General features: G+C 68.6%; 24 protein-coding genes. 6 read left to right on the top strand and 18 right to left on the bottom strand.

The features are described 5' to 3' along the window. Positions 1-13: 13 nt before the first annotated feature. From ASE56_RS09550 to ASE56_RS09530, 5 genes are all read left to right on the top strand, one after another. Positions 14-826 (top strand): c-type cytochrome, encoded by an 813-nt coding sequence (locus ASE56_RS09550; RefSeq protein ID WP_056227819.1) that lies wholly within the window; start codon positions 14-16, stop codon positions 824-826. A 39-nt stretch (positions 827-865) separates the two neighbouring features. After that, positions 866-1,924, top strand: a complete 1,059-nt coding sequence (locus ASE56_RS09545; protein ID WP_056227815.1) for a ubiquinol-cytochrome c reductase iron-sulfur subunit — start codon at positions 866-868, stop codon at positions 1,922-1,924. 125 nt (positions 1,925-2,049) lie between these two features. Continuing rightward, the gene (locus ASE56_RS09540) at positions 2,050-3,762 is read left to right on the top strand and encodes a cytochrome bc complex cytochrome b subunit (RefSeq protein ID WP_235556971.1); all 1,713 of its coding nucleotides are present in this window, start codon (positions 2,050-2,052) and stop codon (positions 3,760-3,762) included. A 207-nt stretch (positions 3,763-3,969) separates the two neighbouring features. Continuing rightward, entirely contained in the window at positions 3,970-4,377 is a 408-nt protein-coding gene (locus ASE56_RS09535) for a rhodanese-like domain-containing protein (RefSeq protein ID WP_056227809.1), read from the top strand. A 38-nt stretch (positions 4,378-4,415) separates the two neighbouring features. Next, positions 4,416-5,366: an alpha/beta fold hydrolase gene (locus tag ASE56_RS09530; RefSeq protein WP_056227806.1), complete on the top strand. Its 951-nt coding sequence runs from the start codon at positions 4,416-4,418 to the stop codon at positions 5,364-5,366. Between the two features lie 52 nt (positions 5,367-5,418). Here ASE56_RS09530 and ASE56_RS09525 read toward each other — a convergent pair whose 3' ends face one another. From ASE56_RS09525 to ASE56_RS09500, 6 genes are all read right to left on the bottom strand, one after another. Beyond that, the gene (locus ASE56_RS09525; protein WP_056227803.1) at positions 5,419-6,210 is read right to left on the bottom strand and encodes a PP2C family serine/threonine-protein phosphatase; all 792 of its coding nucleotides are present in this window, start codon (positions 6,208-6,210) and stop codon (positions 5,419-5,421) included. A gap of 4 nt (positions 6,211-6,214) precedes the next feature. Beyond that, the gene (locus ASE56_RS09520; protein ID WP_056227799.1) at positions 6,215-6,631 is read right to left on the bottom strand and encodes a cytochrome c oxidase subunit 4; all 417 of its coding nucleotides are present in this window, start codon (positions 6,629-6,631) and stop codon (positions 6,215-6,217) included. A gap of 2 nt (positions 6,632-6,633) precedes the next feature. Beyond that, on the bottom strand, positions 6,634-8,397 hold the full coding sequence (gene ctaD, locus ASE56_RS09515) for a cytochrome c oxidase subunit I (protein ID WP_056227796.1): 1,764 nt from the start codon (positions 8,395-8,397) through the stop codon (positions 6,634-6,636). A 2-nt stretch (positions 8,398-8,399) separates the two neighbouring features. Beyond that, positions 8,400-9,281: a cytochrome c oxidase subunit II gene (coxB, locus tag ASE56_RS09510; RefSeq protein ID WP_081349657.1), complete on the bottom strand. Its 882-nt coding sequence runs from the start codon at positions 9,279-9,281 to the stop codon at positions 8,400-8,402. A gap of 166 nt (positions 9,282-9,447) precedes the next feature. Then, positions 9,448-9,813 carry an iron-sulfur cluster insertion protein ErpA gene (gene erpA, locus ASE56_RS09505; protein ID WP_056227791.1) on the bottom strand — a complete coding sequence of 122 codons (366 nt, stop codon included), beginning with the start codon at positions 9,811-9,813 and terminating at the stop codon, positions 9,448-9,450. Between the two features lie 72 nt (positions 9,814-9,885). Further along, the gene (locus ASE56_RS09500) at positions 9,886-11,280 is read right to left on the bottom strand and encodes a dipeptidase (protein WP_056227788.1); all 1,395 of its coding nucleotides are present in this window, start codon (positions 11,278-11,280) and stop codon (positions 9,886-9,888) included. A gap of 46 nt (positions 11,281-11,326) precedes the next feature. Between ASE56_RS09500 and ASE56_RS09495 the strand changes: the two genes are divergently transcribed. Next, positions 11,327-11,899 carry a DUF3043 domain-containing protein gene (locus ASE56_RS09495; RefSeq protein ID WP_056227784.1) on the top strand — a complete coding sequence of 191 codons (573 nt, stop codon included), beginning with the start codon at positions 11,327-11,329 and terminating at the stop codon, positions 11,897-11,899. Positions 11,900-11,974: 75 nt separating this feature from the next. On the opposite strand, the gene ASE56_RS09490 is transcribed toward ASE56_RS09495, so the two are convergent. From ASE56_RS09490 to ftsZ, 12 genes are all read right to left on the bottom strand, one after another. Then, entirely contained in the window at positions 11,975-13,000 is a 1,026-nt protein-coding gene (locus ASE56_RS09490) for a quinone-dependent dihydroorotate dehydrogenase (RefSeq protein ID WP_056227780.1), read from the bottom strand. Between the two features lie 10 nt (positions 13,001-13,010). Beyond that, complete coding sequence (gene nrdR / locus ASE56_RS09485; protein ID WP_056227775.1) at positions 13,011-13,502, bottom strand: transcriptional regulator NrdR; 492 nt, start codon at positions 13,500-13,502, stop codon at positions 13,011-13,013. A gap of 12 nt (positions 13,503-13,514) precedes the next feature. Then, entirely contained in the window at positions 13,515-14,816 is a 1,302-nt protein-coding gene (gene hisD, locus ASE56_RS09480; RefSeq protein ID WP_056227771.1) for a histidinol dehydrogenase, read from the bottom strand. 63 nt (positions 14,817-14,879) lie between these two features. Continuing rightward, entirely contained in the window at positions 14,880-16,160 is a 1,281-nt protein-coding gene (locus ASE56_RS17735) for a hypothetical protein (RefSeq protein ID WP_056227769.1), read from the bottom strand. 95 nt (positions 16,161-16,255) lie between these two features. After that, complete coding sequence (dnaE, locus tag ASE56_RS09470; protein WP_082450368.1) at positions 16,256-19,768, bottom strand: DNA polymerase III subunit alpha; 3,513 nt, start codon at positions 19,766-19,768, stop codon at positions 16,256-16,258. Positions 19,769-19,898: 130 nt separating this feature from the next. Then, complete coding sequence (locus tag ASE56_RS09465) at positions 19,899-20,822, bottom strand: RluA family pseudouridine synthase (RefSeq protein ID WP_056227766.1); 924 nt, start codon at positions 20,820-20,822, stop codon at positions 19,899-19,901. Between the two features lies 1 nt (position 20,823). After that, positions 20,824-21,408: a signal peptidase II gene (gene lspA / locus ASE56_RS09460; RefSeq protein WP_056227763.1), complete on the bottom strand. Its 585-nt coding sequence runs from the start codon at positions 21,406-21,408 to the stop codon at positions 20,824-20,826. A 9-nt stretch (positions 21,409-21,417) separates the two neighbouring features. Beyond that, positions 21,418-22,038: a DivIVA domain-containing protein gene (locus ASE56_RS09455; RefSeq protein WP_056227760.1), complete on the bottom strand. Its 621-nt coding sequence runs from the start codon at positions 22,036-22,038 to the stop codon at positions 21,418-21,420. A 133-nt stretch (positions 22,039-22,171) separates the two neighbouring features. After that, positions 22,172-22,474, bottom strand: a complete 303-nt coding sequence (locus ASE56_RS09450; protein ID WP_056227755.1) for a YggT family protein — start codon at positions 22,472-22,474, stop codon at positions 22,172-22,174. Positions 22,475-22,476: 2 nt separating this feature from the next. Beyond that, positions 22,477-22,947 carry a cell division protein SepF gene (locus tag ASE56_RS09445; RefSeq protein ID WP_056227752.1) on the bottom strand — a complete coding sequence of 157 codons (471 nt, stop codon included), beginning with the start codon at positions 22,945-22,947 and terminating at the stop codon, positions 22,477-22,479. 31 nt (positions 22,948-22,978) lie between these two features. Then, complete coding sequence (locus tag ASE56_RS09440; protein ID WP_056227750.1) at positions 22,979-23,665, bottom strand: YggS family pyridoxal phosphate-dependent enzyme; 687 nt, start codon at positions 23,663-23,665, stop codon at positions 22,979-22,981. 65 nt (positions 23,666-23,730) lie between these two features. After that, positions 23,731-24,918, bottom strand: coding sequence for a cell division protein FtsZ (gene ftsZ, locus ASE56_RS09435; RefSeq protein WP_056227747.1), 1,188 nt, complete (start codon positions 24,916-24,918; stop codon positions 23,731-23,733). Positions 24,919-24,938 lie beyond the last annotated feature (20 nt).

Raw genomic sequence — 24,938 nt, 5'->3', positions numbered from 1 at the left:
GAGCAGTACCCACATGGCACGCGAGAAGAAGACTCGTCGGGCGTCCGGGCGTCGTAGCCCCCTGGCCGCCGCGGCGCTCATCGGCATCGGACTCCTCCTGACCGGAGGCGTCTACGCCGGCGCATCGGCCGCGATGGCCGCCACCTCCGGCACCCCCACGAGCGAGGCGAACTCCGCGACGGCGGTCGAGGAAGGGCAGAAGCTCTTCCAGGCCAACTGCGCGACGTGCCACGGTCTCGACCTCCAGGGCAGCCAGCAGGGCCCGTCGCTCTTCGGCGTCGGCGAGCTCTCGGTGCACTTCCAGGTCTCGACCGGACGCATGCCGCTGCAGGCCCAGGGCCCGCAGGCTCCGGTCAAGCCCCCGCAGTTCACCGAAGAGCAGGTCAACGCCATCGCCGCGTACGTGCAGTCCGCGGCACCGGGACCGACCTACCCGACCGAGGACCTCGTCGACGGCCAGGGCGACCTGTCGCACGGCGCCGAGCTCTTCCGCATCAACTGCGCCATGTGCCACAACGTGGCTGGTGCCGGCGGCGCACTGACCGAGGGCAAGTACGCCCCCGACCTGCACACCACCACCCCGGTCAACATCTACGCGGCCATGGTCACCGGCCCGCAGAACATGCCGGTGTTCAACGACCTGAACCTCACCCCCGAAGACAAGCGCGACGTCATCTCGTACCTCATGTACCTGCAGAAGAACGACTCGCCCGGTGGCTACGCCCTCGGCTCGCTCGGTCCGGTCTCCGAGGGTCTGTTCATCTGGATCTTCGGTATCGGGGCGCTCATCGCCCTGACCGTATGGATCACGGCGAAGTCCAACTGACCGTCGTCTTCGACATCACGTAAACGCACGAGGAGCACCATGGCACACGAGGACGACGCACTCGAGCACGAGAGGGCTTCCTGGAAGCCCGCCTCGGGGCTCGCCGTCGCGGTTCCCGACGCCGTACAGAACCCCGGCCTTCCCGGCCACCGTCAGCGCATGACCGACCAGGACCCGCAGGCGATGAAGCGTGCGGTCCGCACGGTCTACACGCTGTTCTACTTCTCGGTCGCGGCGAGCATCTGGGCGAGCATCGCCTACATGATCTTCCCGATCGAGTCGGGCGCGCTGATCGACATCCGCTACAACAACCTCTTCATCGGGCTCGGCATCGCATTCGCTCTGCTCGCGATCGGCATCGGCACCATTCACTGGGGCAAGTCGGTCATGTCCGACAAGGAGTACATCGAGGACCGTCACGCCACCCGTGGTCGCGACGAGGTCCGCGAGGGCGCGATCAACGTCTTCGAAGAGGCGAACAAGGATTCCGGCTTCGGACGTCGCGAGATCATCCGCAACTCGCTGTTCGCCGCGCTGGCCGCCTCGGTCATCCCCGGCATCACCCTGTTCCGCGGCCTCGCGCCGCAGGACCAGGACCCGGTGAAGCTCCTCAGCCACACCATGTGGAAAGAGGGCATGCGCCTGACGCACGACCCCTCGGGACGCCCGATCCGCGCCGCTGACGTCACGCTGGGCTCCGCCTTCCACGTGATCCCCGAAGAACTCGCGGGACTCGGCCACGACGAGGGCTACCTCGAAGAGAAGGCCAAGGCGATCGTCCTGCTCATGCGCATGCAGCCCGAGCAGCTCAACCCCGAGACCAACAACCTGGACTGGTCGTACGACGGCATCATCGCGTACTCGAAGGTCTGCACCCACGTCGGTTGCCCCGTCGCGCTCTACGAGCAGCAGACCCACCACCTCCTGTGCCCCTGCCACCAGTCGCAGTTCGACGTCGCCAACGGTGCGGCCGTCATCTTCGGCCCGGCCGCCCGTCCCCTGCCGCAGCTCCCCATCACCGTCGACGCCGAGGGTTACCTCGTCGCGCAGAGTGACTTCCACGAGCCCGTCGGCCCCAGCTTCTGGGAGCGCTCATGAGCATCGGTACCCACCCCACCGAGAACGTCACCACCGAGCCCGCGGTCCACGCCGGCGCGCCGGCGACGAGCGGGCGTGACGGAAAGCCGCTCGGCGGCCGCTTCGTCGGCTCCGTCGCGAACTACATGGACGAGCGCACGAGCATGTCGGGCATCGTCAAGGAGCTCGGACGCAAGGTCTTCCCCGACCACTGGTCGTTCATGCTCGGCGAGATCGCGCTGTGGAGCTTCGTGGTCGTGCTGTTCTCGGGCACGTTCCTGACGTTCTTCTTCCAGGCGTCCATGGTCGAGACGCATTACAACGGCGCCTACGAGCCCATGCGCGGCATCGCGATGTCGGCCGCGATGGAGTCGGCCCTGCACATCTCGTTCGACCTGCGCGGCGGCCTGCTCGTCCGACAGATCCACCACTGGGCCGCCCTCGTGTTCGTCGCCGGTATCGGCGTCCACATGCTCCGCGTCTTCTTCACCGGTGCGTTCCGCAAGCCCCGCGAGCTCAACTGGGTCGTCGGCTTCATCCTCTTCATCCTCGCGATGGCCGAGGGCTTCACCGGCTACTCGCTCCCTGACGACCTGCTCTCCGGCAACGGTCTGCGCATCATCGACGGCATGATCAAGGGTCTGCCGATCATCGGCACCTGGACCTCGTTCCTGCTCTTCGGCGGCGAGTTCCCCGGTACCGCGATCGTCGGACGCCTGTACACGCTGCACATCCTGCTGCTGCCCGCGATCCTCGTGGCGCTGCTCGCCGTGCACCTCATGCTGATGATCATCAACAAGCACACGCAGTTCGCCGGGCCCGCCCGCACGAACAGCAACGTCGTGGGCTACCCGATGCTCCCGGTGTACGCCTCCAAGATGGGTGGCTTCTTCTTCATCACGTTCGGTGTGATCGTTCTGATCGCCGCGCTGGTGACGATCAACCCCATCTGGAACTACGGTCCGTACGACCCGTCCCCGGTGTCCGCCGGTACGCAGCCCGACTGGTACATCGGCTTCGCCGACGGCATGCTCCGTCTGATCCCGCCGCACCTCGAATTCGTGCTCTGGGACCACACCTTCTCGTGGAACATCATCATCCCCGTCGGTGTCCTGGGTCTCTTCATCGTCCTCGTGCTGGTGTACCCCTTCATCGAGGCGTGGGTGACCGGCGACAAGCGCGAGCACCACATCGCCCAGCGTCCGCGCAACGCCGCGACGCGCACGGCGATCGGTGCTGCCGGTGTGACGTTCTACGCCGTGATGTGGGCCGCTGCCTCTTCGGACATCGTGGCGACGCACTTCCACCTCACGATGGAAGGCGTCATCCACGTCCTGCAGGCCCTGCTGATCCTGGGCCCGATCCTCGCCTACTTCGTCACGAAGCGCATCTGCATCGCGCTGCAGAAGAAGGACCGCGAGATCGCGCTCCACGGCTACGAGTCGGGCCGTATCGTCCGCCTGCCCGGCGGCGAGTACATCGAGGTCCACCAGCCGGTCGACGAGTACGAGCGCTGGAAGCTGGTCGACAACGAGACGTACGAGCCTCTCGTCGTCCGTCCCAACGCCAACGGTGAGATCCCCTGGTACGAGAACGTCCGTGGTGCGGTGTCCCGCTGGTTCTTCGAGGACCGGCTCGCTCCCCTCACGCAGGCTGAGCTCGACGCCGCGGTCGCCCACCAGCACCACGAGCTCGACCACATCGACCACGAGGAGGCCGACGAGATCGCCGGCGCCAACGCTCGTGCCGATGAGGACGGTCGCCCCCGCAACGCGGTCGGTGAGCGCGCCGAGGTCGAGATCCCGGCTCCCAAGGGACTCGAAGAGCGCAACCGCCCTAACGGCGACAAGAGCGAGTAATCGCCCGTCGACGAAACCCCGGTGCTTCGGCACCGGGGTTTCGCGTTTCCCGGGCCGGCAAGCCGTCACGACGGCTCCGAAGAGTGCGCGCGGATCCAGCGCCGCGCGAGTTACCCGCTCCCCCGCCCACGCCAGCTGGCAGAGAAGCGCGGGGGCATGGCATCCCCTCTCTTTCCGCGTGCCGGACGCGTCTCTAGCGTGAAAGGCATGACCGATGCCGTGGACTACTTCTCTCGCCGTCTCGCCTTCGAGACCGACCCCAGCGATGTCTACGCCGCGCAGAAGGCCGGAGACGACCTGGTGCTCGTCGACGTGCGCGGAGACGACGCATGGGCGCAGGGACGCGTCTCGGGCGCCGTCCACATGCCCTACCGGGAGATCGCCGAACGAGCTCACCGCGAGATCCCGGCCGGCACGCCGGTGGTCGTCTACTGCTGGAGCCCGGGCTGCAACGCCGGGCAGAAGGGCGCGCTCGCGTTCGCGTGGCTCGGATACGACGTCCGAGAGATGATCGGCGGATACGAGTACTGGGTGCGCGAGGGCCAACCCACCGAGAACGACGAGGGGCTCCGCGAGCGGGTCTTCGACCCGACCGTCATGGTGGTCCGCTCTTGAGCCTCGAGGGCGCCCCCACCTGCGGTTAGGCTTCGGGCATGCAGCATCCCCCTCTCGAACCGTTCGCCTCCGGATTCGTGGAGCGACCGGACGGTGCCCGGGTGTACTGGGAGACCTCGGGCAACCCCCGCGGGCGACCCGCGTTGTATCTGCACGGCGGCCCCGGCGGCGGCCTCGGCGCAGGCGGGTATCGGCGGCGCTTCGACCCCGACCTTCACCTCATCGTCGGAATCGACCAACGCGGGTGCGGGCGGAGCGAACCCTGGGCCGCCGACGACCTGTCGAGCCTGCGCCATCAGACGATAGACGACCTGCTCGCCGACATCGAGGCGGTGCGGACGCACCTCGGCGTCGACCGCTGGCTTCTACACGGAGTCTCCTGGGGATCGACCCTGGCACTCGCGTACGCGCTCGAGCATCCCGGCCGTGTCACGGAGATCGTCAATCTCGCCGTCACGACGGGTGCCCGTTGGGAGATCGACTGGATCACCGACGGCATCGCGCCGGTGTTTCCCGAGGCGCACGCACGCCTGCGCGCGCCCCTGCGCGACGACGAGCGCACGATCGAGGGATACGCCCGGCTGCTCACCGACGACTCCCCCGCCGTGCGTCGGCGAGCCGGAGACGACTGGGACGCCTGGGAGGTCGCGCACGTCTCGCTCGGCCCGCTCGCCAAGCCCGGCCCCCTGCACACCGAGCCCCGGCACCGCCGCAACTTCGCCACCCTCGCGACGCACTACTGGGCGAACGATTGCTTCCTCCCCGGTACCGCGTCGATCATGTCCCGCGCGTCCCAGCTCGAGGGCATCCCCGGCGTGCTCGTGCACGGTCGACGCGACATCAGCGGACCGTCGCTGATCCCCTGGCGACTGCATCGCGCCTGGCCCGGATCCCGTCTCGAGATCGTCGAAGAGGACGGCCACGGCGGCCCGCGTAGCGCGCAGATCGCTCAGGATGCCATGGACGACTTCGCCCGATCCGCTCGGTGACGCTGAGCCGGCGTCGGCGGATGAGATCGGATGACGCCGAACGTCCGACGAGTCAGGCTGTTTCGACGTCCTCGGCGAACCATCGGGCTGCCGAGCCGAAGAACACGGGGTCCGTTCCCGCGGTCTCGTCATCGTCGACGACGTCGCAGACCACGACGGTGACGTTGTCGCGCGTGCCGGCCTCGAGAGCCAGCGCCACGGCAGCGGCTGCCGCCGAACGAGGATCCACCGCTTCGGCCACGAGACGGGCCACATCAGCCTCGGGGACGTAGTCGGTCAGACCGTCGCTGCAGAGCACCCATCGATCGCCGGTTACCGGAGGTCGTTCGGCGACCGAGACGACGTCGCCTTCGGCCCCGCCGAGCGAGGCTGTGATGATGTTGCGCCGCGGGTGTGCCTGAGCGGCCTCGGGGGGAATGATGCCGTGGTCGACGAGCGCCTGCACGTACGAGTCGTCACGGGTCTCGCGCGTGAACTCGCCGTCGCGGAGCAGGTAGGCCCGCGAGTCCCCGGTGTGGGCGAGCAAGAGCTCACCGCTTACGCTGAGGAAGATCCCGGTGAACGTCGTCGCCATGCCCTGCAGTGCAGGATCGCGCTCGACGTGGGCACGGATGTCCCAGTTCGCTTCGCGGATGCGGACCAGAAGGCCGTCGGCATCCATTCCGCCCCCTCGCGTCGCCACGAGACGGTGGAGCAGGGCGGCGGAGGCGAGGTCCCCGGAGGGCCCTCCCCCGACGCCATCGGCCACCGCCGCACCCCAGGACGCCGCAAAAGCGGCGTCCTGGTTTGTGGGACGGTGGGAGCCGGCGTCGGAGACGGCGGCCGCATTCAGCCGGATGGGCACGGGGTCAGCGCGCGAAGTACCCGCGGTAGTACTCGTACACCCAACCGACGATCGCGATGACGAACACCGCAAAGCCGACGGGGACGAGCCAGCTGCCGACCGCGAGGCCGATCACCGCGATCGCGGCGGAGGCCGCGAGCACGATGGGCCACCACGACCACGGGCTGAACTCGCCCATCTCGGGGTCGCCGTCATCGATGTCAGCCGTCAGGGTGTCTTCGGGCAGGTCACCGCGCTGCGCCTTCATGACGCGCGAGATGTAGAACGCGATCATCGACGACATGAGGCCGAGGAAGACGAGCGCGACACTGCCGACCCACTCGACTCCACCGTGCTGGATGAGGCTCCAGACGGTGTAGACGGCGGCGATCAGGAAGCCGAAGACGGCCAGCAGCCACCAGAGTCCAACGTTGGTACGCATTCTTACTTGACCTCTCCGGCCGCAGAGTCGACCACGGGCGCCTCAGGGGCGTCCTTCGCAGGCCCCACACCGACCGGGATGCCGGCCTCGGGGTGGTTCAGGTCGAAGGCGGGACGCTCGCTGCGGATACGCGGGATCGAGGTGAAGTTGTGGCGCGGCGGCGGGCACGAGGTGGCCCACTCCAGCGAGGCGCCATAGCCCCACGGGTCGTCGACCGTGACGCGCGGAGCCTTGCGAGCGGTGATCCAGACGTTCAGGAGGAACGGGATCATCGAGGCGCCGAGGATCATCGAGCCCACGGTGGACAGCTGGTTCTCCCAGGTCCATCCGTCCGCGGCGGCGTAGTCGGCGTACCGGCGGACCATGCCGTCGACACCCAGCCAGTGCTGGATGAGGAACGTCATGTGGAAGCCGATGAACAGCATCCAGAAGTGCACCATGCCGAGACGCTCGTTGAGCATCTTTCCGGTCCACTTGGGCCACCAGAAGTAGAAGCCGGCGAACATCGCGAACACCACGGTGCCGAACACGACGTAGTGGAAGTGCGCCACGACGAAGTACGAGTCGGACAGGTGGAAGTCGAGCGGGGGCGACGCCAGGATGACGCCGGTCAGACCACCGAAGACGAACGACACGAGGAAGCCGAGGGCGAACACCATGGGCGTCTCGAACGTGACCGAACCTCGCCAGAGCGTTCCGATCCAGTTGAAGATCTTCACGCCCGTCGGGACGGCGATCAGCATCGTCATGAGGGCGAAGAACGGAAGCAGCACACCGCCGGTGACGTACATGTGGTGCGCCCACACCGCGACCGAGAGGGCCGCGATGGCGATGGTCGCGTACACGAGCGTCTTGTAACCGAAGATCGGCTTACGGCTGAACACCGGGAAGATCTCGGACACGATGCCGAAGAACGGCAGCGCGATGATGTACACCTCGGGGTGACCGAAGAACCAGAAGAGGTGCTGCCAGAGGAGCACTCCACCGTTCTCGGGGCTGTAGATGTGAGCGCCGAGCACGCGGTCGGCGGCGGCGGCGAAGATCGCGGCGGCCAGCACGGGGAACGCGAGCAGGATCAGGATGCTCGTGATGAGCGTGTTCCACGAGAAGATCGGCATGCGCCACATCGTCATACCGGGGGCGCGCATCGTGAGCACCGTGGTGATGAAGTTGACCGCACCGAGGATCGTTCCGAAACCGCTGATGCCGAGACCGAGCATCCAGAGGTTTCCGCCCACGCCCGGCGAGAAGCTGGCGTTGGCGAGCGGCTGATACGCGAACCACCCGAAGCCGGCCGCACCCTGCGGGGTCAGGAAGCCCGAGACGGCGATCGTCGAGCCGAAGAGGAACAGCCAGAACGCGAAGGCGTTCAGACGCGGGAACGCCACGTCGGGCGCGCCGATCTGCAGCGGCAGCAGCGCGTTGGCGAAGCCGGCGAACAGCGGCGTCGCGAACATGAGCAGCATGATCGTGCCGTGCATCGTGAACAGCTGGTTGTACTGCTCTTTGGTCGGGATGATCTGCATACCCGGCTCGAACAGCTCGGCGCGGATGATCAGCGCCATGACACCACCGAGCATGAAGAACATGACGGAGGCGATCAGGTACATGTACCCGATGGTTTTGTGGTCGGTGGAGGTGATCCACTTGACGACCAGGTTGCCCTTCTGCTCGACACGCGTGGTGCTCAGCAGTGCGGCTTGACGCGGCGGGAGAGTCGTCGGGCGCGAAGGGCCCGTCCCCTGGAGCGGAAGCGTCGTGGCCATGATCACTCGTTCCCTTCGGTACCGGCCGTCGTCAGGTTCTGCAGACGCGACAGGTCGCTGATGTCACCCACGTCGCCGGCACGGCGCAGCGAGTCGAGGTAGTTGTTGTACTCGTCTTCGCTGACGACCTTGACGTTGAAGAGCATGGCGGAGTGGTACTCACCGCAGAGCTCCGCGCACTTGCCCTCGTACGTGCCTTCACGAGTGGGCGTGAACGACCACTCGTTGTCGCGACCGATGTACATGTCTTTCTTGTAGAGGAAGTCGATGATCCAGAAGGAGTGGATGACGTCGCGCGAGCGGAGGTCGATCTTCACCGTCTTGTTCACCGGCAGGTACAGCGTCGGGACGTCCTGGAGGTCGTAACCGTCGGACGTGGCCTTGGCCTGCACACCCATGGAGTACACGGCGTCGGAGTTGTCTTCCTTCGTGCCGTTGTACTGGAAGTCCCACGCCCACTGCTTGCCATAGGCGGTGATGGAGACGTCGGGGTTGTCGTACTGCGTCTCGAGCGTGTTCTGGTCACGCGCCGTGAAGGCGAAGAAGCCCACGACGAGGATCAGCGGCACGACCGTGTAGAAAATCTCGACCGGCATGTTGTAGCGCAGCTGGACCGGGAGCCCGGACTGGCCCTTGCGGCGGCGGTACGCGATGACCGACCAGAGCATGAGACCCCAGGTGATGACACCCACCGCGAGGAGCACGATCCACGAGTTGACCCAGAGACCTGCGACCATGTCGGTGTGGTTCGTGGCGGCCGGGCCGTCATCGACGAAGCCAGGCAGGAAGCCGTGGAGCTGGGTCGTGGTGCAGCCGGAGAGGAGCGCTACAGAGGCGATGCCGAGGGGAAGCGCTGCCCAGCGAAGGCGACGTTTGGAGGGCACAATGCACCTTTCCGGGTCGTGGATGTTGCTCTGACAGTCTAGAGCAACCTCTCACCGTTCTCAGGCCATTCGTCCAGTGCCGAGACATCGAGAACCCCCGGATTCCGCGGTGTGATCCGGGATTCCGGGGGCTCTCGACGTGGCGCCGGAGAACGGCGTCAGGGGGTCAGTGGAAGCTGTCTCCGCACGCGCAGGAACCCTGGGCGTTCGGGTTGTCGATCGTGAAGCCCTGCTCCGAGATCGTGTCCTTGAAGTCGATGTTCGCGCCGTCGAGGTACGGGACGCTCATGTCGTCGACGATCACCTCGACGCCGTCGAAGTCGACGACCTTGTCACCGTCGAGGTAACGCTCGTCGAAGTACAGCTGGTAGATGAGGCCGGAGCAGCCGCCGGGCTGGACGGCGACGCGCAGGCGCAGGTCGTCGCGACCCTCCTGCGACAGCAGGCTCTTCACCTTGTCGGAGGCGGCCGCGGTCAGGCCGACGCCGTGCTCGCGGGTCTCGGCGGAGGACGACAGTGTGGTGTCGGTCATGGCGATGCCCTTCGGGTTGTTCGGTCGCGGGGACGAGTCGAGTCTACGCCCGTCCCGCCCCCGCGGCCTCGATCAGAGCGTCCGCGCGTTGAGGCGGGCCAGCAGCAGCGCCTCCGAGACGAGCGCGTTGCGGAAGGTCTCGAGGTGCAGCGACTCGTTCGGGCTGTGCGCCCGCGCGTGCGGGTCCTCGACCCCGGTCACGAGGATCTGCGCCTCGGGGAACTCGCGGACGAGGTCCGAGATGAACGGGATCGATCCCCCGATGCCGACGTCGACCGAGTCGACGCCGTATCCGTCCGCGAAGGAGGCACGAGCCTCTTCGACGGCCCATCCGCTGGTGTCGACCAGGAAGGAGTCGCCGCAGTCGACGTCGGTGAACTCGAGCTGCGCACCGAAGGGGGCGTGCGCGCGCAGGTGCGCCTCGACCGCGGCGAAAGCCTCCTGCGCGTCCTGCCCGGGAGCGACCCGCGCGCTGATGACGACGCTCGTCTGTGGGGAGAGGGTGTTGGATGCCGCCTCGACCGGGGTGGCATCCCATCCGGTGATCGTGATGGACGGCTTGTTCCAGATGCGGCTGAGGATCGAGCCGCGCCCGATCGGGCGCACGCCCTCGAGGAGGCCGGACTCCGCGCGCAGCGTCGCCTCGTCGTAGTCCGGGGTCTCGGCGTCTCGCACCGCGAGGCCCTCGACCGCGACGGCGCCGTCGTCGTCCCACAGGGTCGCGAGGAGCTTGACGGTGGCGAGCATGGCATCCGGGACCGCTCCGCCCATCATCCCGGAGTGGGACGCGTGCTCGAGGGTGCGGACGGTCAGGGTGAAGCGCGCGTTTCCGCGGAGAGAGACGGTGAGGCCGGGGGTGCGCTCGTCCCAGTTCCCCGAGTCGGCCACGACGATGACGTCCGAGCGGAGCACCTCGGCGTTGTCGGCGAGGAACTGGCCGAAGGAGCGCGAGCCGTACTCCTCCTCCCCCTCGATGAAGACGGCGAGGCCGAGGTCGAGGTCGTCGCCGAGGACCTCGGACACGGCGCGGATGGCGCCCACGTGGGCCATGATGCCGGCCTTGTCGTCGGCGGCCCCCCGGCCGTAGAGACGCCCGTCGCGGACGGTCGGCTCGAACGGCGGCGAGTCCCAGAGCGCCTCGTCTCCGGGAGGCTGCACGTCGTGGTGTGCGTACAGCAGCACGGTCGGGCGCCCGTTGCGGGCCGCACGGGTTGCGAGCACGGCGGGCTGGCCGAACTCGTCGGTTCCGGGGATCGCCGCGCGCTTGACCTCGACCGCGTCGAAGACGCCGGTGCCCTCGAGGAGGGCGGCCACGGCGTCGGCGCTCTTCACGAGCGCGGACTGGTCGAAGGCCGGCCACGCGATCGAGGGGATGCGAACGAGGGAGCCGAGGTCGGAGAGGGCGGAGGGGATGCCGGCGTCCGCTGCTTTTTGCACAGCGTCCTGCCGGGACAGGTCGAGGGTCATGCGGGTAATCTTAAATCTCCCGATCAGTGAAGCACCGAGGTTTCCCGTGGCCAAGTCCCCCGCACCCGCACCCAACGACACCCCCGTCGAGCCGACGGAGCTCGGTTCGGGCAAGGGCCGCGCGACCCCGTCGCGCGCCGAGCAGGAGGCCGCCCGCAAGCGCCCCCTCGTGCCCGACACCAAAGAGGCCAAGGCCCGCGCACGCGCAGAGCTCGCCGCTCAACGCGAGAAGGCCCGCATCGGCATGGCCGCCGGTGAAGAAAAGTACCTGCCCGTCCGCGACCGCGGCCCGCAGCGCCGCTTCGCCCGCGACTTCGTCGACGCCGGCTGGCACCTCGGCGAGGGCGTGATGCCGTTCATGATCCTCGTCATCGTGGCGACCCTGATCCCCGTGTCGTTCTTCCAGTACTGGTCGTTCGTCGCGCTGTGGATCTTCATCCTCTTCGTCGTCGGCGACATGATCATCACCTCGATCCGCATCAAGCGGGCCGCCAAAGAGAAGTTCGGCGAAGGCCGACTCGAGAAGGGCCTCGGCTGGTACGCCGCGATGCGCACCGTCCAGATGCGCTTCATGCGCCTGCCCAAGGCCCAGGTCAAGCGCGGACAGTACCCGGTCTGACCCGGTCCCTCTTCGACGAAGCGGCGCGCCTTCGGGCGCGCCGCTTCTGCGTGTGCGCGACCGCGCGGCGGAGCCTCAGCGGGCGCGAGCGAGACCGCGGTTGATCTGCCGGGCCCACAGCGGACCGCGGTACAAGAACCCGGTGTACCCCTGCACGAGCGTCGCCCCGGCCGCGAGACGCTCGCGGACGTCGTCGGCGGTCTCCACTCCCCCGGCCGAGATGACGACGAACTCCTCCGGCACCGCGGCGCGCACCAGCCGCAGCACCTCGGCGGCGCGGGCCTTGAGCGGCGCCCCCGACAGTCCACCGGCGCCCATCGCCTCGACCTTCGCGGCATCGGTCGAAAGTCCCGTGCGCGCGATCGTCGTGTTGGTCGCGATGATCCCCGAGAGTCCGGCATCCACGGCGAGACGCGCGATGTCCTGCACCTCGGCGTCATCGAGGTCCGGAGCGATCTTCACGAGCAGGGGCGTGTCGCCCGCGGCATCCCGCACCTCCGTCAGCAACGGACGCAGCGTCTCGACCGCCTGCAGGCCGCGTAGACCGGGCGTGTTCGGCGAGGACACGTTGACGACGAGGTAGTCGGCGAGCGGAGCCAGCAGACGGGCACTGCGGACGTAGTCGGTCGTGGCGTCGTCGACGGCGACCACACGACTCTTGCCGATGTTCACCCCGATCACCGGGCGCCGACGGGCTCGTCGCAGGCGGCGCAGCTTCGCCGCGGCGGCGACCGCTCCGTCGTTGTTGAAACCCATGCGGTTGATCACCGCGCGGTCGGCGACGAGCCGGAACAGGCGGGGCCGCGGGTTGCCGGGCTGCGCGAGGGCGGTGATCGTCCCCACCTCAACGTGACCGAAGCCGAGGGCGCCGAGGCCGCCGACCATCGTGACGTTCTTGTCGAAGCCCGCGGCGACGCCGAACGGCGAATCGAACGTCAGTCCCAGAGCGTGCACGCGCTGCGCGGGCGCGGGCGCCGTGAAGCGACGGACGAGGGATGCCACCGGCTCCACGCCCGCGACACGGATGACGAGGGCGCCCAGATGGTGCGCGAACTCGGGATCGAAGCGGGTCAGGACCGTACGGAAGAGAAGGGGATACATCCCCGCCAGATTACTGGACCGGGTCGGACTCGCCGGCCCGCCCGGAGGAACGCTCCGCGTGGTCGGCGCGCAGCTGCGCGATCGCGGCGTCGAAGTCGTCGAGCGAATCGAACGCCTGGTAGACGCTGGCGAAGCGCAGGTAAGCGACCTCGTCGAGCTCTCGCAGCGGGCCGAGGATCGACAGGCCGATCTCGTTCGCCTCGATCTGCGACGAGCCGGTCTGGCGGATGTTCTCTTCGACCTGCTGGGCGAGCACTGCCAGGTCGGCGTCGGTCACCGGTCGCCCCTGGCACGCCTTGCGGACGCCCGACATCACCTTCTCGCGACTGAACGGCTCGACGACCCCGGAGCGCTTGATCACGTTGAGACTCGCGGTCTCGACGGTCGAGAAGCGCCCCCCGCACTTCGGGCACTGGCGACGGCGACGGATGCTGAGGCCGTCGTCGCTGGTGCGCGAGTCGATGACGCGGGAGTCCGGGTTGCGGCAGAAGGGACAGTGCATGACGCCGCCAGACTACGCGTCGAAGCGCGCGGTCACGGCCTCGCCGTGCGCGGGGAGCGCTTCGGCGTCGGCCAGGGTGACGATGGCGTCGCGCACCCGGGCGAGGGCCTCTCGGTCGTACTCGACGACCTGCTGCGGGCGCAGGAAGGTCGCCGCCGACAACCCCGCTCCGTACCGCGCCTGTCCCCCGGTCGGGAGCACGTGGTTGCTGCCGGCGAGGTAGTCGCCGAGGCTGACCGGCGTGTACGGGCCGACGAACACGGCCCCGGCGTTCACGAAATCCTCGGGACGAGGGTCGGCGAGGTGCAGCTCGAGGTGCTCGGGGGCGTAGGCGTTGCTGAACGCTGTCGCCTGGGCGAGGTCGTCGACCAGGACGACCGCCGACTGCGGCCCGTGGAACGCCGCCGTCACGCGCTCGGTGTGGCGGGTCGCGGCGACGCGCTCGGGCAGTGCGGCCCGGACGGCCTCTGCCACGTCGACGGAGTCGGTGACCAGCACGGCCGAGGCCTGCTCGTCGTGCTCGGCCTGGCTGACGAGATCGGCCGCGACGAGAGCGGGGACCGCACTGTCGTCGGCGACGACGAGGATCTCGGTCGCCCCGGCCTCGGAGTCGGTGCCGACGCGACCGGCCACGGCGCGCTTGGCGGAGGCGACGAAGTTGTTGCCGGGCCCGGTCACGACGTCGACCGGGTCGAGCCCGATCTCGGCCACCCCGTAGGCGAAGGCGCCGATGGCACCCGCTCCCCCCATCGCGTAGACCTCGGTGACACCCAGGAGCTTGGCGGCGGCCAGGATGACGGGGTGCACGCGGCCGCCGAACGCCGCCTGCGGCGGGGATGCGAGGGCGACCTCGCGCACACCCGCGACCTGCGCGGGCACGGTGTTCATCACGACGCTCGAGGGGTACACGGCCTTGCCACCCGGGACGTAGAGTCCGACGCGTCGCACCGGCTGCCACCGCTGCGTCACGCGCGCACCCTCGCCGAGTTCGGTGACGACCGGCGCGGGCACCTGGGCGGCGGAGGCCTTGCGCACGCGCACGATCGCCTCGTCCAGAGCGGCACGGATGCCGGGATCGAGATCGCGCAGTGCCTCATCGAGGTGGTCCGCGGGCACGCGGAGGGCGTGGTCGCTCACCCGGTCGAAACGGGCGGCCTGCTCGCGGAGTGCTTCTTCGCCCCGGCGCGCGACGTCGTCGACGAGACGCGCCGCGGTGGCGAGGGCCTCGTCGCGCGCGGCGTCGGCCCGCGGGACGACGGCCAGGAACTCGGCCGGCGAGAGCACGCGGCCGCGGAGATCGATCGTGCGAAGCATGTCTTCAAGGCTACCGGCGCCTGCGAGCCGCCTCGCGCGGGGCGGGCGGCTCGCAGGCTCTGCTCAGCCGCGCGTGACGCCGGAGACGTCGTGCAGGTAACCGATGCGGCCGTCGTCGTGACGGACGACGAACGTCTCGCCGCGATCCTCGATCACGAGCGCCCACGCCGTCGGCCCAATCCGGAAGATCGGCGTGCCGTAGTCGTCGACGATCTCGCGCTCCTCGGGAGCCAGCGCCCAGAACGCCTGCGCGTGCGGGTGGTCGTCGTGCGCGGCACGCTGCTCGGCCGTGGGCTCGTCGCCGGCCGGGGCAGCCCAGCGCGAGTGGTCGTCATGAGCGTCCGCGTCGTCACGATCGTCATCGGCGCGCAGCGGCGCGAAGACGTCGGTGTCGTTGGCGTCGGAGTGAGCGGGGAGCACGCTCGTCGCGGGCGCGGGGTCGTGCGCCAGGTCGGTCGAGCCGGTGTAGGTGCCGGGCGTAGGGGCATCCGCGTCGACGTGGGCGCTCGAGTGGGCGGCGGCGGCACGCGCGGAGCCCGGGGTCGAGGGCGTGCGGGGCGTGCGCGGGCGCGCGACGACCGGGCGGATGGGTCGCGCGTTGCGATGAGCGGGGATTTCTTCACGGTCGCGGAAGTCGGCGGAGAACGGCGGGATGAAAGGCGCGAAGACCGTGAGGACCACACCCGCCAGCAGCAGGACGGCCTCGACCCAGATGACCCAGGAACGCGTCCAGACGGTGTTCGAGGCGTACACGGCGACGGCGTCCCACACCCACGAGACCCACACGAGGGCGGAGATCGTGAACGCGACCGAGGCGAACTGGTCGATGCCGAGCGAGCCGACGCGGCGGATGCCCTGCGGGGAGAGGCGACGGAGCACCACCAGTCCCACGGCGACGGTCGGCAGGGCGATCGCGGGGATCCACCACAGGCCCGAGAGCCAGACGTTCGCCCCGCCGATCAGGACGCTCGAACCGGACTCGAGGATGTTAGTGCGGAAGAACGAGACGAGGAACGCGACGACCCAGATGCCGAGCAGGGCGACCTCCCGGACCGAGAACGGACCGACACCGTAGTTCGGGCGGGCGTCACGGCCGTCGACGACGGGACGGCTACCCGTGTGGGCGTTGGCGTGCGCCGCGGCCGGAAGAGAGGCACCGCGGGACCCGGCATCGACGGCGCCGGTGTCGTGGGTGAAGGTGTCGCCCGCGTCGGCGGCGCGATCGCCCGTGCCCTGTCGGCGGGCACCGGTGGGTTCGGAGGGCGCGCTCTCGTCGACACGGGGGCCGTCGAGGCGATCGGGGTCGGTGGGCGTGAAGCCGTCGTGGGGGGTCGAATCGGTCACGGTGGTCCTTTCGGAGGGCGGCAAGCGCCCGGTCATCCTAACCAGGGGGTGTCCAGAACGAGCTGGGGTTGAAACGCGCCGCGGGGGCGCGCGGGTCAACCGAGGCAGTTCGGGCCGAGGAGGCCCTTGAGCTCGCCGAACAGGTCGGCGGTCACGCGAACGGGCATCGGCACCTCGAACACCTTGGCGGAGCCGCCTTTGTGCAACTTGAGGACGACCTCGGTCGATCCGGAGTGACGTTGCAGCATCTGCGCGAGCTCGCCGACGAGCGCCTCGTTCGCGCGCTGCTCGGGAACGACGAGGGTGAGTCCGCCCGCGTCGTCGAGGCCTTCGAGGTCGGGGGCGAAGGCGCTCTGGGCGTGCAGGTTGAGTCCGTCGTCGCGACGCGAGACGCGTCCGCGGACCACGAGGATCGAATCGCCCTGCAGGATCGGAGCGAATTCCGCGTAGGTCTTGCCCATGAACATCACGGTCACCTCGCCGTTGAAGTCCTCGACGGTGACCATGCCGTAGGGGTTTCCGCTCTGCTTCGCGACGCGGTGCTGCACGCTCGTCAGCAGACCGGCGACCGTCACCTGGTCGCCGTCCTGCACGTCTTCGGAAGCGAGCAGGTCGTGGATCGAGGTGGACGCGTGCTTCGCGAGGGGCACCTCGAGACCGGCCAACGGGTGGTCGGACACGTACAGGCCGAGCATCTCTCGCTCGAACGCCAATTTGTCCTTCTTGGTCCACTCGGGCCGTTCGGGCACCTTGACGACCTGTTGGGGTTCGTCCCACAGCGAGTCGAAGTCGAAGCCGACCTCGCCGTTCGCCTCGCGCTTCTTGTCGATCACGGCGCCCTCGCAGGCGTCTTCGTGCACCTCGATGAGCGCACGGCGCGTGGACCCGAGCGAATCGAACGCCCCGGCCTTGATGAGCGACTCGACGGTGCGCTTGTTCGCCGCGTGCGCGGGGACCTTCGCGAGGAAGTCGTGGAACGACGTGTACTTGGCCTCTTGCCGTGACGCCACGATCCCGTCGACGACGTTGGTGCCCACGTTGCGGACGGCGCCGAGGCCGAAGCGGATGTCTTCGCCGACGGCCGCGAAGTACCGGATCGACTCGTTGACGTCGGGCGGGAGCACCTTGATGCCCATGCGGCGGCACTCGTTGAGGTAGACCGCCATCTTGTCCTTCGAGTCCCCGACGCTCGTGAGCAGGGCGGCCATGTACTCGGCCGGGTAGTGCGCCTTGAGGTAGGCCGTCCAGTACGACACGAGCCCGTAGGCCGCGGTGTGCGCCTTGTTGAAGGCGTAGTCGGCGAACGACTCGAGCACCTTCCAGAGCGTCTGCTGCGCGACGTCGCCGAACCCGCGCTCGGTCATACCGCCGAAGAAGATCTCTTTCTGCTTGTCGAGCTCGCTCTTCTTCTTCTTACCCATCGCGCGACGCAAGAGGTCGGCCTGACCGAGGGTGTACCCGGCGACGCGCTGGGCGACCGCCATCACCTGCTCCTGGTAGACGATCAGGCCGTAGGTGGTGTCGAGGATGTCGGCGAGAGGCTCTTCGAGCTCGGGGTGGATCGGCTCGATCTCTTGCTGCTTGTTCTTGCGCAGCGCGTAGTTGATGTGCGAGTTCACGCCCATCGGGCCCGGGCGGTAGAGCGCGAGCACCGCCGAGATGTCCTCGAAGTTGTCGGGTCTCATGAGGCGCAGGAGCGAGCGCATGGGCCCGCCGTCGAGCTGGAACACCCCGAGCGTGTCTCCGCGCGCGAGCAGCTCGTACGACGCCGCGTCGTCGAGGTCGAGGTCTTCGAGCACGAGGGGGTGGCCGCGGTTGGCCTCGATGTTGTCGAGCGCATCGTTGATGATCGTGAGGTTTCGCAACCCCAGGAAGTCCATCTTGATCAGACCGAGCGACTCGCACGCCGGGTAGTCGAACTGCGTGACGATCTGGCCGTCCTGCTCGCGGCGCATGATCGGGATGATGTCGATGAGCGGCTCGCTCGACATGATGACGCCGGCGGCGTGCACGCCCCACTGGCGCTTCAGGTTCTCGAGCCCGAGGGCGGTGTCGAACACCGTCTTGGCTTCGGCGTCGGTCTCGATGAGGGTGCGGAACTCGCTCGCCTCTTTGTACCGCGGGTGCTCGGGGTTGAACATGCCGTCGAGCGGCATGTCCTTGCCCATCACGGCCGGGGGCATGGCCTTGGTGAGGCGGTCGCCCATGCTGAAGGGGAAGCCCAGCACGCGACCGGCGTCCTTCAGGGCCTGCTTGGCCTTGATCGTGCCGTAGGTCACGATCTGCGCGACGCGCTCGTCGCCGTACTTCTCGGTGACGTACTGGATGACCTCGCCGCGGCGACGGTCGTCGAAGTCGACGTCGAAGTCGGGCATGGAGACGCGGTCGGGGTTGAGGAACCGCTCGAAGATCAGGCCGTGCTGCAGGGGGTCGAGGTCGGTGATCTTCATCGCGTACGCGACCATCGACCCGGCACCCGAACCACGACCCGGGCCGACGCGGATGCCGTTGCGCTTGGCCCAGTTGATGAAGTCGGCGACGACGAGGAAGTAGCCCGGGAATCCCATCTGCAGGATGACGTCGGTCTCGTACTCGGCCTGCTTGCGCACGGCGTCGGGGATGCCCCCGGGGTACCGGTCGTTGAGGCCGTTCTCGACCTCTTTGATCATCCAGCTGCCCTCGGTCTCGCCCTCGGGGACGGGGAACCGCGGCATGTAGTTGGCGGAGGTGTCGAACTCGACGTCGCAGCGCTCGGCGATCAGCAGCGTGTTGTCGCACGCCTCGGGGTGGTCGCGGAACACCTGGCGCATCTCGGCGGGTGACTTGACGTAGTAGCCGTCGCCGTCGAACTTGAAGCGCTTCGGGTCGTCGAGCGTCGAGCCCGACTGCACGCACAACAGGGCGGCGTGACTCGTCGCGTCGTGCTGGTGCGTGTAGTGGAGGTCGTTCGTGCCGAGCAACGGGATGCCGAGATCTTTCGACAGCTTCAGCAGGTCGCCCATGACGCGCCGCTCGATCGACAGACCGTGGTCCATGATCTCGGCGAAGTAGTTGTCTTTGCCGAAGATGTCCTGGAACTCGGCGGCGGCGGCCCGGGCGGCCTCGTACTGCCCGAGGCGCAGACGCGTCTGCACTTCGCCCGAGGGACACCCGGTCGTCGCGATGAGGCCCTTGCTGTAGGTCTGCAGCAGTTCGCGGTCCATGCGGGGCTTGAAGTAGTAGCCCTCCATGCTCGCCTTGGACGACAGGCGGAAGAGGTTGTGCATGCCCTGCGTGGTCTCGGACAGCAGGGTCATGTGCGTGTACGCGCCCGAACCCGAGACGTCGTCGCTCTGCTGCTCGGGAGTACCCCAGCGGACACGGGTCTTGTCGGAACGGTGGGTTCCGGGGGTGACGTAGGCCTCGATGCCGATGATCGGCTTGATGCCGGCGTCTTTCGCCGTCTTGTAGAACTCGTAGGCCGCGAACGTGTTGCCGTGGTCGGTCACGGCGATGGCCGGCATGCCCTGTTTGACGGCCTCTTGGACCATCGGACCGATGCGGGCCGCGCCATCGAGCATCGAATACTCGCTGTGCACGTGAAGGTGAACGAAGGAGTCAGCTGCCACGGGTCGAGTCTACGTTCGGCCTCCGACATCGACCGCTGAAGTTCGCAGCCCGCGCCCAGTTCGACGCGCCGACCCGGGCGCGTCGCCGGGTGGTGGCATCCCCTCCGCCGATCGTCGCGGAGGGGCGCTCTCAGGCCCCGTCGCCGAGCAGCTCGAGGGCGTGCGCCAGATCCGCCGGGTAGGGCGATTCGAACTCGACCCATTCCCCCGTGCCGGGGTGCGTAAACGCCAGGCGATGCGCGTGCAGCCACTGCCGCGTCAGCCCGAGGCGCGCGGACAGGGTCGGGTCCGCGCCGTACAGCGGGTCTCCGGCGCAGGGGTGCCGGTGCGCCGCCATGTGCACGCGGATCTGATGGGTGCGGCCGGTCTCGAGGTGGATCTCGAGCAGAGAGGCGCGAGGGAAGGCCTCGAGCGTCTCGTAGTGGGTCACCGAGTCCTTGCCGTCCGGGGTCACGGCGAACTTCCACGAGTGGTGCGGATGCCGCCCGATCGGCGCGTCGATGGTGCCGGCGAGCGGGTCCGGGTGCCCCTGCACGACAGCGTGGTAGATCTTGTCGACCTCGCGCTCTTTGAAGGCGCTCTTGAGCAGCGTGTACGCGCGCTCGGTCTTGGCGACCACCATGAGCCCGCTCGTCCCCGCGTCGAGGCGGTGCACGACGCCGCGCCGCTCGGCGGGGCCGCTCGTGGCGATGCGGAATCCGGCCGCGGCGAGGGCCCCGAGCACGGTCGGACCGTCCCACCCCACGGAGGGGTGCGCGGCGACGCCCGCGGGCTTGTCGACCACGACGATGTCGTCGTCGTCGTGCACGATCCCGAGGTCGGGGACCGCGACCGGCACGATCTCGGGTTCGCGCTTGGGCTCCCACTCGACGTTCAGCCAGGTGCCGGCGCGCAGACGATCGGAGCGCCCGGCCACCCGACCGTCGACGCTCACCCCGCCCGCGTCGGCGACCTCGGCCGCGAACGTGCGGGAGAACCCGAGCATCTTGGCCAGACCCTGGTCGATACGCGTCCCGTCGAGCCCGTCGGGGACGGGCAGGCTCCGCGACTCCATGTCAGCGGGCGCCCGGGTCGGCCGGAGCATCGACCGCGCCGTCGGCGGACTCCGCCGCGGCTCGGGACGCCTTGGTCTCGCGCGAGCCGTCGAGCTTCAGCCCGAACAGCACGAGGACCGCCACCGAGATCATCATCGTGACGATGAACATGTCCGCGACGTTGTAGATCGCGGGCATCATCCAGGGTGTCGAGATGAAGTCCACGACGTGCCCCACGGGGAAGCCGGGTTCGCGGATGAGGCGGTCGGTGAGGTTGCCCAGCACACCGCCGAGGAGCAGCCCCAGAACGACTGCCCACAGACGCGAACGCACGCGACGGACGCCGAGGTAGACGATCACGCACGCGACGACCGCGAGGGCGATCGTGAACACCCACGTGACGCCCTCGCCGAGCGAGAACGCCGCACCGGGGTTACGGACGAGATAGAACTGCAGGAAGTCGCCGATGATCGGGACCACGCGCTCCGAGGGGAGAGCGGCGATCGCGGCGTTCTTCGCAAACTGGTCGGCGGCCAGCACCAGCACCGCGAGAATCGCGATGGTGACGCCGGCCGCCGCCGTACGCAGAGGAGGTCGACTGCGCAAAGAGTCGGCCTACAGACCGATCGCCGACACCGGCGTCGAGCCCGAGGACGTCGCGGTGGTGTCGAGGTCGCGGAGCTGACCCTCGATGTACGAACGCAGCTGCGAGCGGTAGTCGCGCTCGAAATTGCGCAGCTCGGTGATGCGACCCTCGAGCGTGGTGCGCTCCTTCTCGAGACGGGCGCGCTCTTCGCGGCCCTTCTGCTCGGCCTCGGCGACGATGGATGCCGCCTGGGCCTGCGCCTCGCCGATGAGCTGGTCGCGCTGGGCCTTACCCTCGGCGACGTGCTCGTCGTGCAGACGCTGCGCGAGCTCGATGATGCCGGCGCTCTGGGCGGCGGGCTCGGCGTCGTGCGACGGGGTGGAGGCGACGGGTGCCGGAGCGGGCGTCTCGGCGACGACCGGCTCTTCGACCTTGGGGGCCTCGGCGGGGGCTTCGGCGGCGGCCGGAGCGGCCTCGCCGGACTCGTACGCCGCGAGCTTGGTCTTCAGCTCTTCGTTCTCGGCGATCGTCTTGCGCCACTCGACGACGATCTCGTCGAGGAAGTCGTCGACCTCGTCGGGGTCGAAGCCCTCCTTGAAGCGCACGTGCTGGAACTGCTTGGTGACGACGTCATCGGGGGTCAGTGCCATGGTGTTTCCTCTTTCGAGAGCTCTGATGTCGGAACTGTGGGGGTGTCGCACCGGGGCGTACCGCTTCGGAACAGCATAGCCGCCGCCCTCCACCGGTGTCGAAGATCACGGGTGCAGAAGCGGCGGCGGGGCGTCACACGGCCGCGAGGGACCGCGTCACGCTCAACAGCATGAAGCAGACGAACATCACGATCGCGAAACCGAAATCGATCGCGATCCCCCCGATGCGCAGGGGGGGGATGAAGCGACGGATCAGCTTGATGGGCGGGTCCGTCACGGTGTAGACGATCTCTGCCAACACGAGGGTGACGCCGCGAGGGCGCCACTCCCGGTTGAACATCGGGATGTACTCGAGCACGAGGCGCGCGAGCAGCAGCACGATGAAGATGAACAGGACCGCACTGAGGATGGAGCCGACGAGGCTCAGAACGGCCACTGTTACTGGGACGCGAAGGGCGCAGCCTCGGGATCGGCCTGCGCGATCGCACCGTCGCCGGAGACGGCGATGTTCTCGGGCGAGAGCAGGAACACCTTGCTCGTCACCCGCTCGATGCGTCCGTACAGCCCGAGCGAGAGTCCGCTCGCGAAGTCGATCAGGCGACGCGCGTCGGCGTCGCTCATCTGCGACAGGTTGATGATGACCGGGATTCCCTCGCGGAAGTTCTCGGCGATCGTCTGCGCGTCGCGATACTGCTTGGGGTGCACCGTGAGGATCTCACTCACGGGTCCGGCCGCGGGCTGGCGCACCACGGCGGGACGGTGCAGGGGGGTCACCGGCGCGGCCTTCTCGAGGGGAGCAGCAGCTGTGGGCTGCTTGCGCGCGATGGGCTGCGGCGCCGTCTCCTCATAGGTATCTTCCTCGTCGGCGAGGCCCAGGTACACCATCGTCTTCTTGAGGGGGTTCGACATCGCATCCTCCGTTCGCTCGTCTGGTCCGAGGCTAGTCGCGCGGGGGCCTCGGGCCCGTGATTGCGGAGCCGATCCGCAGGTGTGTCGCGCCCATTGCGATCGCCTCGGGGAAATCGCCGGTCATGCCCGCCGAGATCCACCGCGCGTCGGGGACGACGGAGCGCACCGCGTCGGCGCAACGGTGCAGTCGCTCGAACGCGCGAGCGGGTTCTTCGTCGAGTGGAGCGACGGCCATCACCCCGCGCAGCCGCAGGGTCGACAGCCCCGCCACGTGGGCGGCCAGTTCTTCGACGGCGTCGGGGACGACTCCCCCGCGACCGGGGTCGTCGGTGAGGTTCACCTGCACGAGGACGTCGAGGAGGTCGCCCTCGGCGCCGGCGGCGTGCAGCGCGTCGGCGATGCGGGATCGGTCGACCGAGTGAACGGCATCCGCTCCCGCCCGCACCGCGCGCGCCTTGTTGGTCTGGGCCTGGCCGATGAAGTGCCAGGTGAGATCCGCGAGCCCGTCGAGCTCCGCGCGTTTGGCCGTGAGTTCCTGTTGCCGGTTCTCGCCCACGTGCCGGACTCCCAGCGCGTGCAGTTCGGTGACGAGGGATGCCGGGTGGAATTTCGTGACCACGATGCGGGTGATCTCGCCGGGGTCGCGGTGCGCGGCGCGGGCGGCGTCTCGGATTCGCTCGTCGACGGCGGCGAGTCGCTCGGCAAGGGCGGTGTCCATGCTGCTCCTTCGACGACGAGAGCGGGCCCGGTGGACACCGGACCCGCTCGTCGTACCGTTGGTTCTTACTTCAGGAAGTCGGGCACGTCGAGGTCGTCGTCGGCGTAGCCGCCGTCGTACGAGGTCTCGGGCACGCGGGCCGTGACGGGTGCCGGCTCGGGGCGACGCTCGGGCGCGCGCTCGGTCGCCGCCTTCTGCTCCTCGGCCGCGTCGAGGTCGCGGGCGACGTCGTCGGCGGCGATGACGGGCACGACGGGCGCCGAGACCGGGCGCTGGGCGCCGACCGCGTCGATCCGAAGCGAGGGCTCTCCCCCATCGAAACCGGCGGCGATGACGGTGACCCGCACCTCGTCGCCGAGCGTGTCGTCGATGACCGTACCGAAGATGATGTTGGCCTCGGGGTGCGCGGCCTCCTTCACCAGCTGGGCGGCGTCGTTGATCTCGAAGATGCCGAGGTTCGAGCCACCCTGGATCGACAGCAGCACGCCGTGCGCACCCTCGATCGAGGCCTCGAGGAGCGGGGACTCGACGGCGAGCTCGGCGGCCTTGATCGCTCGGTCGGCGCCACGGGACGAGCCGATGCCCATGAGTGCGGAGCCGGCCCCCTGCATGACCGACTTGACGTCGGCGAAGTCGAGGTTGATGAGACCGGGGGTCGTGATGAGGTCGGTGATGCCCTGGACACCGGCGAGCAGCACCTGGTCGGCCGTGGCGAACGCCTCGATCATCGAGATGCCGCGGTCGCTGATCTCGAGCAGGCGGTCGTTCGGGACGACGATGAGGGTGTCGACCTCTTCTTTCAGGCGCTGCACCCCGCCCTCGGCCTGGCTCTGGCGACGACGGCCCTCGAACGAGAAGGGCTTGGTCACGACACCGATGGTCAGGGCGCCGATCGACTTGGCGATCTTGGCGACGACGGGGGCGCCGCCGGTGCCGGTTCCGCCGCCCTCACCCGCGGTGACGAAGACCATGTCGGCGCCGCGGAGCGCCTCTTCGATCTCTTCGGCGTGATCCTCGGCGGCGCGTCGGCCGACCTCGGGATCGGCGCCGGCGCCGAGGCCGCGGGTGAGCTCACGACCGACGTCGAGCTTGACGTCGGCGTCGCTCATCAGCAGCGCCTGCGCGTCGGTGTTGATCGCGATGAACTCCACGCCGCGAAGGCCGAGCTCGATCATGCGGTTGACAGCGTTGACGCCGCCCCCGCCCACACCGACGACCTTGATCACGGCGAGGTAGTTCTGGTTGTGGCTCATGCCGGCCTCCGTTTGTCCCC

This window comes from Microbacterium sp. Leaf203 (assembly GCF_001421275.1).
In the GTDB taxonomy this organism is placed as follows: Bacteria; Actinomycetota; Actinomycetes; order Actinomycetales; family Microbacteriaceae; genus Microbacterium; species Microbacterium testaceum_A.
This window is presented reverse-complemented; position numbering and strand designations above follow the sequence as displayed.

Coding starts and splice junctions, on each gene's coding strand:
- ASE56_RS09550 (WP_056227819.1), top strand. CDS start 14: ATGGCACGCGAGAAGAAGACTCGTCGGGCGTCCGGGCGTCGTAGCCCC.
- ASE56_RS09545 (WP_056227815.1), top strand. CDS start 866: ATGGCACACGAGGACGACGCACTCGAGCACGAGAGGGCTTCCTGGAAG.
- ASE56_RS09540 (WP_235556971.1), top strand. CDS start 2,050: ATGGACGAGCGCACGAGCATGTCGGGCATCGTCAAGGAGCTCGGACGC.
- ASE56_RS09535 (WP_056227809.1), top strand. CDS start 3,970: ATGACCGATGCCGTGGACTACTTCTCTCGCCGTCTCGCCTTCGAGACC.
- ASE56_RS09530 (WP_056227806.1), top strand. CDS start 4,416: ATGCAGCATCCCCCTCTCGAACCGTTCGCCTCCGGATTCGTGGAGCGA.
- ASE56_RS09520 (WP_056227799.1), bottom strand. CDS start 6,631: ATGCGTACCAACGTTGGACTCTGGTGGCTGCTGGCCGTCTTCGGCTTC.
- ctaD (WP_056227796.1), bottom strand. CDS start 8,397: ATGGCCACGACGCTTCCGCTCCAGGGGACGGGCCCTTCGCGCCCGACG.
- erpA (WP_056227791.1), bottom strand. CDS start 9,813: ATGACCGACACCACACTGTCGTCCTCCGCCGAGACCCGCGAGCACGGC.
- ASE56_RS09500 (WP_056227788.1), bottom strand. CDS start 11,280: ATGACCCTCGACCTGTCCCGGCAGGACGCTGTGCAAAAAGCAGCGGAC.
- ASE56_RS09490 (WP_056227780.1), bottom strand. CDS start 13,000: ATGTATCCCCTTCTCTTCCGTACGGTCCTGACCCGCTTCGATCCCGAG.
- nrdR (WP_056227775.1), bottom strand. CDS start 13,502: ATGCACTGTCCCTTCTGCCGCAACCCGGACTCCCGCGTCATCGACTCG.
- hisD (WP_056227771.1), bottom strand. CDS start 14,816: ATGCTTCGCACGATCGATCTCCGCGGCCGCGTGCTCTCGCCGGCCGAG.
- ASE56_RS09465 (WP_056227766.1), bottom strand. CDS start 20,822: ATGGAGTCGCGGAGCCTGCCCGTCCCCGACGGGCTCGACGGGACGCGT.
- ASE56_RS09455 (WP_056227760.1), bottom strand. CDS start 22,038: ATGGCACTGACCCCCGATGACGTCGTCACCAAGCAGTTCCAGCACGTG.
- ASE56_RS09445 (WP_056227752.1), bottom strand. CDS start 22,947: ATGTCGAACCCCCTCAAGAAGACGATGGTGTACCTGGGCCTCGCCGAC.
- ASE56_RS09440 (WP_056227750.1), bottom strand. CDS start 23,665: ATGGACACCGCCCTTGCCGAGCGACTCGCCGCCGTCGACGAGCGAATC.
- ftsZ (WP_056227747.1), bottom strand. CDS start 24,918: ATGAGCCACAACCAGAACTACCTCGCCGTGATCAAGGTCGTCGGTGTG.